General features: G+C 54.7%; 12 protein-coding genes and 3 pseudogenes. 12 read left to right on the forward strand and 3 right to left on the reverse strand.

From position 1 onward, the window contains the following. Positions 1-300: pseudogene (locus BM152_RS18035) on the reverse strand (IS21 family transposase); the annotation flags it as partial. Positions 301-494: 194 nt separating this feature from the next. On the opposite strand from BM152_RS18035, the gene BM152_RS18040 reads away from it, so the two are divergent. From BM152_RS18040 to BM152_RS19355, 8 genes are all read left to right on the forward strand, one after another. Further along, positions 495-1,706: a mechanosensitive ion channel family protein gene (locus BM152_RS18040; RefSeq protein ID WP_066601475.1), complete on the forward strand. Its 1,212-nt coding sequence runs from the start codon at positions 495-497 to the stop codon at positions 1,704-1,706. Between the two features lie 315 nt (positions 1,707-2,021). Next, the gene (locus BM152_RS18045) at positions 2,022-3,038 is read left to right on the forward strand and encodes an ABC transporter substrate-binding protein (RefSeq protein ID WP_066601474.1); all 1,017 of its coding nucleotides are present in this window, start codon (positions 2,022-2,024) and stop codon (positions 3,036-3,038) included. Between the two features lie 70 nt (positions 3,039-3,108). Then, entirely contained in the window at positions 3,109-3,936 is an 828-nt protein-coding gene (locus tag BM152_RS18050) for an ABC transporter permease (RefSeq protein WP_066601470.1), read from the forward strand. A gap of 5 nt (positions 3,937-3,941) precedes the next feature. Further along, entirely contained in the window at positions 3,942-4,730 is a 789-nt protein-coding gene (locus tag BM152_RS18055) for an ABC transporter permease (RefSeq protein WP_066601466.1), read from the forward strand. After that, positions 4,727-5,791 (forward strand): ABC transporter ATP-binding protein, encoded by a 1,065-nt coding sequence (locus tag BM152_RS18060; RefSeq protein WP_066601465.1) that lies wholly within the window; start codon positions 4,727-4,729, stop codon positions 5,789-5,791. Before BM152_RS18055 ends, BM152_RS18060 begins: the two co-directional genes overlap by 4 nt. Positions 5,792-5,835: 44 nt before the next feature. Next, positions 5,836-7,122 (forward strand): amidohydrolase family protein, encoded by a 1,287-nt coding sequence (locus tag BM152_RS18065; protein WP_231730498.1) that lies wholly within the window; start codon positions 5,836-5,838, stop codon positions 7,120-7,122. Then, the gene (locus BM152_RS19465; RefSeq protein ID WP_066601463.1) at positions 7,119-7,460 is read left to right on the forward strand and encodes a hypothetical protein; all 342 of its coding nucleotides are present in this window, start codon (positions 7,119-7,121) and stop codon (positions 7,458-7,460) included. The genes BM152_RS18065 and BM152_RS19465 overlap by 4 nt, the downstream gene beginning before the upstream one ends. Beyond that, positions 7,457-8,338, forward strand: a complete 882-nt coding sequence (locus tag BM152_RS19355; protein ID WP_066601461.1) for a nucleoside hydrolase — start codon at positions 7,457-7,459, stop codon at positions 8,336-8,338. Before BM152_RS19465 ends, BM152_RS19355 begins: the two co-directional genes overlap by 4 nt. Here the strand turns inward: BM152_RS19355 and BM152_RS18080 are convergent. Continuing rightward, complete coding sequence (locus BM152_RS18080) at positions 8,335-9,504, reverse strand: M20 aminoacylase family protein (RefSeq protein ID WP_111481428.1); 1,170 nt, start codon at positions 9,502-9,504, stop codon at positions 8,335-8,337. The genes BM152_RS19355 and BM152_RS18080 overlap by 4 nt on opposite strands. Positions 9,505-9,572: 68 nt before the next feature. On the opposite strand from BM152_RS18080, the gene BM152_RS18085 reads away from it, so the two are divergent. The 3 genes and pseudogenes from BM152_RS18085 to BM152_RS19745 all read left to right on the forward strand — a co-directional run. Further along, positions 9,573-10,220 carry a phosphoribosyltransferase gene (locus BM152_RS18085; RefSeq protein ID WP_066601459.1) on the forward strand — a complete coding sequence of 216 codons (648 nt, stop codon included), beginning with the start codon at positions 9,573-9,575 and terminating at the stop codon, positions 10,218-10,220. A gap of 52 nt (positions 10,221-10,272) precedes the next feature. Further along, positions 10,273-12,117 carry an adenine deaminase gene (locus BM152_RS18090; RefSeq protein ID WP_066601457.1) on the forward strand — a complete coding sequence of 615 codons (1,845 nt, stop codon included), beginning with the start codon at positions 10,273-10,275 and terminating at the stop codon, positions 12,115-12,117. A gap of 134 nt (positions 12,118-12,251) precedes the next feature. Beyond that, positions 12,252-12,470, forward strand: a pseudogene (locus tag BM152_RS19745) (alkaline phosphatase PhoX); the annotation flags it as partial. Here the strand turns inward: BM152_RS19745 and BM152_RS18100 are convergent. Continuing rightward, positions 12,428-12,619: pseudogene (locus BM152_RS18100) on the reverse strand (transposase); the annotation flags it as partial. The pseudogenes BM152_RS19745 and BM152_RS18100 overlap by 43 nt on opposite strands. 110 nt (positions 12,620-12,729) lie before the next feature. On the opposite strand from BM152_RS18100, the gene BM152_RS18105 reads away from it, so the two are divergent. Further along, complete coding sequence (locus tag BM152_RS18105; RefSeq protein ID WP_074914638.1) at positions 12,730-12,945, forward strand: hypothetical protein; 216 nt, start codon at positions 12,730-12,732, stop codon at positions 12,943-12,945. Positions 12,946-12,954: the final 9 nt, after the last annotated feature.

Here is a 12,954-nt window from a genome sequence, read left to right on the forward strand (position 1 = left end):
TTTGATGATCGTATAGCCGCCAGTGAACTCGTGCTCCGCCTTGAGCCGCTCGTGGATCCGCTTCGCCGTGTGGCGCTGCTTGCGGGGCACATTCTTGTCCCCTTCAAGCCAGCCGTCGATGATCTCCGTAAATCCATCAAGCTTCGGACGCTTGATCTCCTTCGTGCGCCGGTATCCAGGCGGCGTTGAGAACGCCAACATCTTGCGAACGCTGTCGCGCGATATGTTGAAATGACGCGCCAGCTCCCGCTGGCTCATACCCTCGCTGCGCGCCAGCCTGACCTTCCTGTAAAGTTCCACGGTGTAAATCTCCTCGCCCTCCCTGCGGCCGCAAGAAGGGAAAAAGTGGACGACTTTTACGCCGCCCGCACCGCCAATATGGCGGCGCTACCGTGGTCTAATTTTGCACCGCCGTTCTCAGCATATGTCGTTGGTTCGAAACCAAACGCGCATCACCAAAATTATGCTACCAAGGAAGCAAATGACCTACGCAAATGACCTACAGAGAATACATCTCCCAAAACCCAGAGATTGAATTGGTCCTTCAGGTTTCAGTCCTATTTGGTATCGCTGCTGTAGCAAATTTTATCATCAAAAAATTGCTGTTGAAAATCATTTATGCAGCCTTGTCACATACTGCGTTTGGCAATGACAAAGAGCTCCGTCGGCACAAACTCATCCCAAGACTGACTCACATTTTCCCTGCTGCGATCATCTCGTCCGGGATACATTCAATCCAAGGTCTCCCGTCCGGGGTTTCAACCGTCATATCCAATGTAGCGGGGGCCTTTATCATATTGACTATCGCAATGGCGATTGCCTCGCTTCTTGCGATTGTTGATGTTGTGTATCACAGGCGCCCAGAGGCGCGGCAGAAACCAATAAAAGGTTACATCCAGGTCTTTAAGATCGCTGTGTTTATTGTTTCTGCCATCCTGATCGTCGCCACTTTGTTTGATAAATCTCCGGCCATACTTCTTTCTGGTCTCGGCGCAATGGCTGCCGTTCTAATTCTCGTCTTTCAGGATACTTTGCTGTCTCTTGTTGCCGGGATACAGATCTCCTCTAACGACATGATACGCGTCGGGGACTGGATCGAAATGCCCGCGCAAAATGCCGATGGTGAGGTTGTCGAAATTGCCCTGCATACTGTAAAAGTTCAGAACTGGGATAAAACAATCACAACAATCCCTATCAGGCGATTGGTGACGGACAGTTTTAAAAATTGGAGAGGCATGTCTGAAACAGGAGCTCGACGCATCAAGCGGTCGATCAAGATCGATCAGAACACTGTTCGTTTTCTTACCCTTCATGACATCGAGTCCCTTCGTGCTCTTGAATCACTTGGGACCTACATGGACGCGAAAATGAAAGAGATTGAAGCGTCAAAAACTTCTCGCCCCTCCACTTTAGGTGGACGAAAACTCACCAATATCGGGACATTCCGCGCCTACATGAGGAATTATCTTCAAAACCACCCCAGGATCCGTTCTGACATGACACTGATCGTTCGTCAGATGGATCCGCAACACTTTGGGGTTCCAATAGAAATTTACGCCTTCACCAATACAACCGATTGGGTCGAATATGAGGCAATTCAATCTGATATATTCGATCACATCCTGTCTGTCTTGCCTGAGTTCAATCTTGGCGTCTTTCAGGATGTTGGTGGAAATGACATCGCGCGACATGCTTTCAAGTCATGACATATACCTAACTTCCTAAGAAACAGCCATATCAACATCGGCAGGCAGTTCGTGCAAATCATACCCAAATGACTTGGCGCGACGCTACCCAATGCACCGAGACTTTTAGCAACTGGGCATACTTCCGACCTTCAAAATCTCGCGACACGACCACACTAATTTAGTTGAAAGTTTAGGTAGATTGATCAAATATTAATCACAGCCTCCATTTTTGCAGAGCCTGTCTTCGATTCAAATTCTAACCGCTTGCCTTCTATCACGGCTCTAGGCGATGCAATTCGCCTTGCGCTCAACCAAACCTCAAAGGGGTCCCATATGAAGTTCGCACGTCTGACAGCGACCTGCTTCGCCGCTCTAACCGCTACTGCAGCTCATGCCGAAACGTTGACTATTTCTTGGTGGGGTTACAATGGCGAGAAGCTCAATGCGAACATCGTCGAACCCTTCAAGGAAATTTGCGGCTGTGACATTGTCTTTGAGACAGGCAACAACGCCGACCGTTTGGGCAAACTGCAAGCGCGGGGCGGCAAAGGGGTTGATGTTATCTACCTCACCGACAGCTACTCGCAGCTGGGCGTAGAAGCGGGCACCTTTATGGAGCTTGACCGCACGCGGATCCCAAACATCGAAAACCTGTATGAAATGGCCCAAGACCCACAAGGCGGTTACGGTCCAGCATATAGCGTTGGACGCGTCGGTGTTGTTTACGATTCCGAAAAAGTTGAGCCCGTCACATCGTGGAGCGATCTGTGGCGTGCGGATCTCGAAGGGGAGGTTACACTTCCAGGAATCACAACGACCGCGGGTCCTATGGTCGTTGTACGCGCTGGCGCATACGCGGGTGTTGATGCCTTTGAAGATAGCGATGCGACCTTTGAAGCCATCGAAGCGCTGAAGCCGAATTCGGTTAAGAACTACAACACCGGTTCCGAAATGGTGAACCTGATCTCAACCGGTGAGGCCACGGTCGCGATTGCACAGGACTTTACCTTGGCCTCTTTGCAAAGCGCCGTACCAACGATGGTATGGGCCGACCTTGAAGACGGGGACATTGCCACGCTGAACACGGTGAACATCCCCAAAGGCGCAGAAAATGTTGACCTTGCGTATGAATTCATCAACTTCGTTCTGTCGCACGAAGTACAGCAAGTGAACGCAGAACAAGGCGTCGACGCCCCTGTGAACACCGACGTTGTCCTGACGCCAGAACAAGCGGCCCTTTGGACATACGGCGCCGAGGCCATCGCCAAGTTGAACATGATGGACTACGCCAAAATGAACGAAGTGAAAATCGACTGGATTGACCGCTGGAGCGAAATTTTCGGTTTGTAATTTCTCTGACGGTCGATCAATAAGCGGGGCACAAAACAGTGCTCCGCTTTGTTTTTTACGGAGAGAACCCATGTCTAATCAATTGCGCGCATGGCTGATCGCAACGCCGGCAACCTTGCTGGTGACCATCTTTCTCGTGTTGCCTGTCCTGGCCACGTTCGCAACCACCTTTGGGGATCCCGAAGGGCCGTTTGCCACCTATAGCGCCTTCTTCAATTCGCGTTTCCGCACGACCGTTCTGTGGCGCACGATGGAAGTCGCGCTTGTCACGACGATGATATCCGTGGCCATCGGGTTTGTGACGGCTTGGGTTGTTGCGCGCACGCCGTCCCGTTTGAAAAGCCTGCTGATCATCGCCGCGGTCTTTCCGCTGTTGACCGGCGTCGTGGTGCGATCCTTTGCATGGCTGGTCATCTTGGGCAAAAATGGCGTGCTGAACAGCTTCTTATTGTCGATTGGCGTCATCTCGGAACCATTGTCGATGCTCTATACCCAAGGGTCCGTGATCGTCGCGATGGTCTATCTTTTTGTGCCACTGATGATCCTGACATTGGTGGGCGTTCTTGAAGGCATCCCCCAGGATTTGACGGATGCGGCGGCCTCTCTCGGGGCGCCGCCTGCTGCGGCGTTTCGCCAAGTCGTTCTTCCCATGGCAGTGCCGGGGTTGATCGTCGGTTCCGTGCTCGTCTTTACGGGCTCCTTCACATCCTATGCCACACCGCAACTTTTAGGGGGTGAGCGGCAAATGATGATGGGGACCTTCTTGTACCAACGCGCGATGGTGACCTTTGACTGGGTCGGGGCATCAACAATTGCGGCGGTCATGGTGGTGGTCACTTTGGCCACAGTTCTGACAATGTCCCGTGTCGCTCGCAAGCTCAATCCGATGGCAGGGTAAATACCATGAAAAACCGCATTCATCCTGCTTTGATCGTTATAACGGTGCTAACGTTTTTGTTCCTGCTGGGCCCGCTGGTTGTGATCATCGGATCGGCCTTGTCGGATACGAGCTACCTGACCTTCCCGCCTCAGGGGCTGACGCTACATTGGTTCACCAACATCTTTGAGGTGTCCGCCTTTACGCGCACTATGGGCACATCTTTTATGTTGGCGATTGGTGGGACGACAGTTTCAATGCTGATCGGCATTCCTGCAGCCTATGCGCTGGCGCGCTACCGGGTCGAACTGCCTGCTTTCTTGGGCAATGTCTTTGTCTTACCCATCCTGATCCCTGAAATCGTGCTCGGATTTTCCTTGATGAAATCGCTCGCAAGCGGGTTTGGCTTGCCAATCATCGTGGCCTTACTGATCGGACACGCCTTGATCGTATTGCCCTATACGGTCCGCGTTGTCGGTGCGTCGCTCAATAGCTTCGATTTCTCCATCGAAGAGGCTGCCGTTTCCCTTGGCTGCACACGGATCAAAGCCTTCTTTGTTGTCGTGCTCCCAAACATTCGCGCAGGCATCATCGCGGGATTTATTCTAGCCTTTATCACCTCTCTCAATGACGTTTCGATTTCGATCTTCCTGACCGGACCCGGCGTTTCCACTCTCCCTATCCAGCTGCTTGCCCATATGGAGCAATTCTTTGACCCGACCATCGCGTCCGCCTCTGTTTTGCTCATGGGGGTAACCGTTGCCGTAATGGCAGTTGTTGAACGGACCCTTGGACTGACATTCCTTACCAAATGACCCAATCTCTCACCCTTGAAAATATCTCTGCGCATTATGGTTCGACACAGGTTCTTGAAGACCTGTCACTGCATATTGCGGAGGGCGAATTGGTTTCGCTCCTTGGCTCTTCAGGGTGCGGAAAGACGACGACCTTGCGCCTTGTGGCCGGTTTCTTGGAACCGACGGCTGGGACAATCCATCTTGGCGATCGTGATCTCACACGGTTGCCCGCACATGCGCGCGACATCGGCTTGGTCTTTCAAACCTACGCCTTGTTTCCGCATCTGACGGTGCGCGACAACGTGGGGTTTGGCCTGAAACAACGCAAGATTTCGAGCGCAGAGCGCAAGAAACGGGTCGACACAATGATTGAACGTGTTGGGTTGAACGACCTTGCAGATCGCCATCCGGCAAACCTGTCCGGGGGCCAACGTCAACGTGTCGCGCTGGCGCGCGCCTTGGTTATTGATCCGCCATTGCTGATGTTTGATGAACCTTTGTCCAACCTGGATGCCAAACTGCGCGTGGACATGCGTGTTGAAATCCGGCGCTTGCAACAGGCCAATGGCACCACCGCGCTTTATGTCACGCACGATCAGGAAGAGGCATTTTCCATTTCTGACCGCGTGGCGATCATGAAAGGCGGGCGCATCATGCAGTTGGACACGCCCGAGGTTCTCTATTCGCAACCTTCCAGCGCCTTCGTCGCGAACTTCGTTGGGTTCGACAATATGGTGGAAATGGAAGTCGTGTCCGACACGGGCGATATGGTGCAGGCACAGATGTCAGGCGGCAGCCTGATCGATCTGCCCAAAAGCCGGTTCAAAGTCCCAAGCAAAAAGTTCCTTTTCGCTGCACGGCCAGAAGGGCTTTCGGTTACGACAGAAGAATCCAGCATCGGCATCCCAACCACCTTGGGAATGCGGACCTATATCGGTCGGGCCTATCAATATCATTGTGAAACCGAGGCGGGAACATTGCTTGCAAATGGACCACAGGCGACCCCCCGTCCGCTTGGCCAAGTTGCGAAACTAGTGCCGCAACCAGACCAATGCTGCCTCTTGCCGATCGAATCCTGATGTCAGTTCTAGCAAACGCTCGAATCCTCACGATTGACGGACAGATGTCTGAAATCGAGTGCGGCTGGATCGCCATAGAGAACGATATAATCACCGCTATGGGCGTAGGCGATGCACCCATAGATCGTGGCCCAATCGAGGATATGCAAGGCGACCTGATTATGCCCGGCATGGTCAATCCGCATTGCCATATGCCGATGGCCCTGTTTCGCGGCTTGGCAGAAGACGTCGACAACCGCTTGTTTCGCTACATACTGCCCTTGGAGCGCGCGCTCGTCACAGCGGACGTTGTTGAGGTTGGCGCGCGGCTTGCGGCGCTTGAGCTGATCCGAGGCGGTGTCACCACCATCGCAGATATGTACTATTTTGAGGATCGGATCGGCGCGGTGCTGGATCAGGTGGGATTGCGCGGGATTATCGGCCAAACATTGGCAAATTTCGCAACCCCCGATCACAGCACGTTTGATGAAGGGTTTGAACGGCTCAACGCCTTGACCGATATGTTTGCCGACCATCCGCGCATTGATGCTTCTGCCGCGCCGCATGCGCCCTATTCTACCGGTTTGGAGATCATGGAACGGGTGGTGGAATGGTCGGCCGACCACCCTGCCCTACCAGTGCAAATGCACCTTGCGGAAACCGAAGCAGAACTGGAATGGGCACAAAAAACACACGCTTGCACAACGGTCGAAGTGGCCGACCGCGCCGGAATTTTGACTCCGTCTTTGGTTGCGGCCCACGTCGTATACCCCACCGACGCGGACATTGATTTGCTCGCCGCGCGCAGCGTGAATGTCGCCTATAATGCCCGATCCAACGGCAAAGCGGGGCGCCCCATCGCGCCGATCACGGCATTGCGCGACCGCGGCATCAATGTCGGGATCGCGACAGACGGACCGATGTCGGGCAACACATTGGATCTGTTTTCGCAATTTGGCCCTGCGGCCATGTTCCAAAAGATTGCGGGCAATTCGCGTGCTATCCTCCCTTGCTCCGATCTCATTCGCATGGCGACCATTGAGGGGGCCGCTACCCTTGGCAAGGCCGATCATATCGGGTCTCTGGAGATCGGAAAACAGGCTGATTTGATACGGATTTCATTGGATGATCCGCGTCTCCACCCGATTTACGATATCTATTCCATGTTGATTTTTGCGACGCTACCAAGCGATGTCGTCGCGACAATGGTTGCGGGAAAGTGGCTTATGCAGGACCGCAAGGTTCAAACAATCGACACGGACAAAACGCTGTCGGACGCCCTTCAGGTTGCCCGCAAGTTCAAGGCCAAAATTGTCGAAATCAACAAGCTGGCGCAGGACCAAATGGAATGACCGATACGCTTCGCCATATCGACGCGACAATGGATGAGCGCCTAACGCAGTTGTTTGAATTAGTTCGCATTCAGTCCATTTCAACCGATCCCGACTATACGACGGATGTCGCGCGCGCGGCCTTAGCGGATGAACGGGGGCGTTTGATCACCTGCGGAACGGGCGGATCACGCCCCATTCTCGGAGCGCTTCGTGACAAGCTTGGCGTTGATGCCTTGCTTGTCTGTTTCGGACGTTTAACAACCGCATCCATAGCCCAAATGAAAAATATGACCTGTCCAGCTTTCGCGGCGAAATGCGGTCTTCGGGTCAGATCACAGAAAGGACTTGCCCAATGACTGTTATAATCGATACCGATCCCGGAATTGATGATGCGATTGCCATTCTCTATGCGCTTCGCCAGTCTGATCTGGATGTAGTCGCGCTGACCACAGTCGCGGGCAACATCGGCTTGTCGGTGACCACGCATAACGCGGGTCGCATCTGTGCTTTAGCCGAAATGAACGTGCCTGTACATGCGGGTGCTGCCGCGCCATTGGGAAAAGAAGTCCGCCCCGAAACGGGCATACATGGCAACGACGGCTTGGGCGGCGTGGCCTTTCCCGATCCAGTTCACCCTGTTGCCAGCGACGATGCTGTTGCCGCTATGATCCAGATCCTCACCGCGCACCCACCACAAAGCGTGGATCTGTTTTGTCTCGGCCCACTCACCAATCTGGCGATCTTGCTTGAACAAGCGCCGGACACAGCAAAGCGCATTCGCCGTGTCATCGCAATGGGCGGGGCTGTTGATGAACCGGGCAATGTCGGTCCTAAGTCCGAATTTAATATCGCCCATGATCCACATGCGGCGGCGAAAGTTCTTGCGTCAGGGTTGTCCTTCACCCTCATCCCGTTGGATGCCACGCGCCAATTTCGGGCAGACAAGGATTACATCAACGCCCTGCGCGATGTCGGAAGCGCGGCGAGCGTCGCCTCAGGTGACTTGATCGCCGCCTATTTCGCCGCCACGGACGGTACAGAAAGCCGCCCTCTACACGATCCCTGTGTGCCACTTTTGGCAAAGCATCGAGACATGTTCCGGATCGACCCGCGCGATCTTGGTGTGGATATCGAAACGGGCGCATTGGTCCCCGGGCCGCACCGCATCAGCGTTGCCATGGGGTTGGATGCAAATCGTCTGCGCGCGGCTCTTTTGGCAGGGTTGTCGGACTAACTCAGTTCCTTGGCGATCACGCTGCACCAATAGGCGACGCCGTAGGGGATGCAGTCATCATTGAAATCATAGTTCGTGTTATGATGCTGACCATTCTCGCGTGTTTCGCCCATACCAAGCCAGACATAAGCGCCAGGAACGCGCATGCCGAATTCCGCGAAATCATCTCCTGCGGTAGAGGGGGGAAACACCCTTTGCATGCGCCCCTTGCCCAAGGCATCTACTGCTGCCTCTTGGGCAATTTTGGTCGGCGCGGAGGCATTCACCACCGGCGGGATACGGCGCAAGAAATGGTAATCGGCCTCTACCCCAAACCCCGCAGCAACGCTTTTGGCGTGACGTCCAATCGCTGCTTCCAGCTGGTCGCGCACTTCGGCTGAATAGGCGCGCGCTGTGCCACCAATCTTGACTTCATGCGGGATGACGTTCAGCGCGGCGAAATCTCCTGCGCCCAGCGCGCAAGCCGAAACGACTGCAGGTTCAAGCGGATCAACCTCGCGCGCGACAATGCTATGGACTTGCATTAGAAAAACGCCCGCAGCCGTCACGGCGTCGCGGCCTTGATGAGGTTTGGCACCATGGCTTCCGACGCCATTAAACCTGACGGACCAACTGTCAGAACTTGCAAGTTGCGCTCCCTTGACCGCCGCGATCACACCAAGATTCAGGCCCGGCATATTATGCAAACCATATACAGCATCGCATGGGAAACGGTCCAGAAAACCGTCTTCGATCATAGCCTTGGCGCCGCCGCGTCCCTCTTCGGCGGGTTGAAAGACAAAATGCACGGTGCCCGAAAACGGTTGATCAACCATCGCCTCAGCCGCGGCCAACAACATGGTTGTATGGCCATCATGCCCACAGGCATGCATCGCCCCCTCAACGGTCGACGCATAGGGCAGACCGGTTTCCTCAGGCATCGCCAAGGCATCCATGTCAGCGCGCAAGGCGATGGCCCGGTTGCCGCTTCCTTTGCGCAGGGTCGCAACAACGCCCGTTCCGCCGATGCCTGTTTCAACGTTCAACCCTGCCTTGCGCAGACGTGTCGCGACGATTTCAGAGGTACGATGTTCTTCAAAACCCAATTCTGGATGGGCATGTAGATCCCGCCGCAGCGCGACAAGTTCGGCCCATGTTTCAGCATTCATCGACGTCTTCGGTTCCATAAGGTATTGTCCTTGCAGCTTGAACTGATACCTACCCAAAATTGCATCACATTCAAGAAGGAAAGCCCATGCGAACTGATGTCTGGCAGGCATTGCACAAGGATCTGGACCATGGGGTGCAAGAGGATCAGGAAACCTATGCCGTACCCTTTGAGGGTCACAGCATTTTGCTGCCGATCCGAGCGTTAAGCGATGGCAAACGCGGGGTAGCGTCTTTCATTCTCAATCAAGCCAGCTTTTGGGTAGTGGACGCCGTGGCGGATACGCTTGCGCAGAAACTGGCCCCCTATCAACCTGATATCATTGTCGGCGTTCCAACCTTGGGCCTGCCGCTTGCCGAAGCTGTCGCGCGCCGTTTGGGGCATACACGAATAGTCCCACTCAGCACCTCCCGCAAGTTTTGGTATGACGAAAGGCTTTCAGTGAACATGTCTTCAATCACCTCTCCAGAGAAGGAAAAACGCCTCTACCTTGACCCGCGGATGATCCCCTTGCTTACCGGTCAGGTCGCGGTGATTGATGATGTTCTGTCCTCTGGCAGTTCTATCGCATCAACCCTCGGATTGCTGCACTTGCAACAGGTTGAACCTGTCGTCATTGGAACGGCAATGCTACAGGGAACAGCGTGGAGATCGCGCGTCAGCCAGTGCCCGGTTGAGGGGGCGTTTGCTACGCCAATCCTACACAAAACTGACGCAGGATGGGCCGCGCAGTAACGCCTTGCGCGGCGTTCCGTGCAAAACAGATACAAAAGAAAGTACGGCAACCATGATCCAGAATATCGACTTTGACCAAGAAACAGCATTGCGCAAATCCTTGGTGCAAGTGGCCCTAGGCCGCGTTCAGGCCGATGTTTTGGTGCAGGTTGCCCGACTTTTAGACACCGGCACGGCAACATGGATCGAAGAAGCCGATATCGTCATCTCAAATGGTCGGATCGCCTTTGTCGGGCCGCGTGGGAGCTATCAAGGGACGGTCAAAACGATCATCGATCGGCGACACCTCATCGCCGTTCCCGGGCTTGGCGAAGTACACAAACACATCGAAAGTTCCCATATCACACCAGAGCATGAAGCAGCGCTGGTCCTGCCACGGGGCAACACATGGACCTGTGAGGCAAGCCATGAACTGTCCAATGTCCTGCCCAAACACACACTTGATTTCTGGCTGAAAGCACGCGACGCCGGATCCCCCCTAAAAATCTTCCCGCTCCCCGGCTCGGCCGTTCCACCGACCGGCTGGGAACATGGTGCCTATCTTGATGGCAGCGATCAATCCGGTTTCATGGTAAATCCGATGACTGCAGGCCTTGATGAGGTCATGGATTGGCCCGCCATCACAGAACCCGCGAACCCCGGCCATGATCGGCTTTGGTCGATGATCGGGGCCACCATGGCCGCGCGGGGCGTTGTCGAAGGGCACGGTGCAGGGCTCCGCGATTTGCCAAACATCAACGCGTTTTCTGCCGCCGGCCTTGCGTCGGATCACGAAGCTTGGACCGCCGAAGAGGCATGGAACAAGCTGCGTTGCGGTCTCTTCATCGAAATCCGCGTTCACACCATGGCCGATATCATCAAAGGGCTGCTCGAACGCGGGCTCACGGATTGGAGCCAAGTCGCAGTGACGACGGATGATCGCAGCGCGACAGATACGCTTCGATTGGGCGCCACGGATTACAATGTGCGTAGCGCGATCCAGGCCGGGCTGTCCCCTGAGATCGCCATTCAATTGGCCACCATAAATCCGGCACGCCACATGCGCCTGACCCCTTGGGTGGGCAGCATCACACCCGGCCGGTTCGCTGATCTGGTATTGCTTGACGATCTAGACGGGTTCTCCCTCGCCGAGGTGTGGGCCGATGGGAAACAGGTCTCTGAAGGGACGAAATACCTTCTTGATCCGGTCAAAATCGATTGGCCCGATTGGGCCCGAAACACGATCAACATCGGGCGCCACTTGGACGCGCAGGACTTTGCGATCAAGGCCGAAGAAGGTCGCCGCGACATGCAAGCGCCTGTGCTGCGTCCGTTTCACTGGAGCGAAGATGTCCCGATCCGCACGCTACCTGTCGTCGCCGGCATGGTCGAACGTGACGAGACGCAAAATATCACCAAGTTTTCAATTATTGATCGCTATTCGGGCAAGGGCGCAGTGACCAAAATGTTCTGGCTTGGCTGTGGACCAAAAGATCCAGATACGGCGCTGTGCTGTTCTATGGCGCATGACAAACACAATATCTGGTGCGTTGGCTCCTCTGACGCGGCCATGGCCTTGGCGGTCAACGAACTGGCGCATATGGGAGGCGGATGGGTCTTGGTCCACAAGGGGGAAGTCACTGCCCGTGTCCGGTATGAAATTGCCGGCCTCATGACCGCCCGACCTGCAGTAGACAACGACGCCGAAATGCGCGCACTCTATGCTGCGGGCGACAAGGTCGAGTGGATGTATGAGCCGTCTTTCCACCCCCGCTGGTTGCCCGGATTCCCAGAACGCCTTGCCATCGCAACGCTCACCTGTGCGCCTTGGAGGTGGAACCTCGTCGCGGCAAGCGATCATGCACCTGAGGGATTGATCCATGTCGTGACAGGTGAAACGCGTCCGGTGGTCTTTTAAGCTTGAGGGGGTGGTCTTTCGACTTTGAACAAATGAGGTCAAAAGCACCAACATGAAGATCTGATGTCAAGTCCACATGAAGACGTTGAGAAAGAGAACGCGCGGCTTCTCAAAGAAGTCCGACTTTTGCGCGAGGAGAAACGCCAGCATCGGGTCCGAACCCGCGCGAGACCAACAATTACGGTCAGATCGTACGCTGGAAGCCGAAAGGTGAAGATCACGGCGCCACTGAGTTTACTTGGGGTCTCTATGCCATGGCGGACAACTCGACCGTCGAGACTGTGCCGAATTTTGTGCCTGACGTGTTTTCTTACGCCATGGGGAAGCGGTCTTCGAAAATGATGGCAAGTTGACTTCTGACAGCGTGCCATTCGCGCACTGAGCGCTTCCATTCGGTCGATGTAGCATTGAGCGCCAGGTAAATCAATTTTGCGGCCGCCTCATCGCTAGGGAAGTGCCCGCGGGTGCGAACGACGCGGCGGAGTTTCGAGTTCAAGGCCTCGGCCGGCGTCCCATGACGGGTTGGTTCTCAAATTAATTATTTTTCCCTGCATCGGTCGTGATTTGTCTGCCCTGACGACTTCATCACTGAAATCAGCACAAGAGCTACAAATGAATGCGACAACCAAACTCGGATATGAATTCGATGAATATAAAGAAAGCTTTGGTTTCGGTAGCGCGCCGGCACCGCGAACCATTTCCAATCCGATCACGGATGACAGTGATGCCCCCTCAGTCAGGATAGTTGCCGGTTGGTTTTCAAACTTTCATAATGGTCTGAGGACGGCGGAGAACGGATACGAACGTGGCTTATTCAAGAGAGCGTAAGGCATCAGT

Origin of the sequence: Celeribacter halophilus (assembly GCF_900114135.1) — a bacterium.
GTDB lineage: Bacteria > Pseudomonadota > Alphaproteobacteria > Rhodobacterales > Rhodobacteraceae > Celeribacter > Celeribacter halophilus.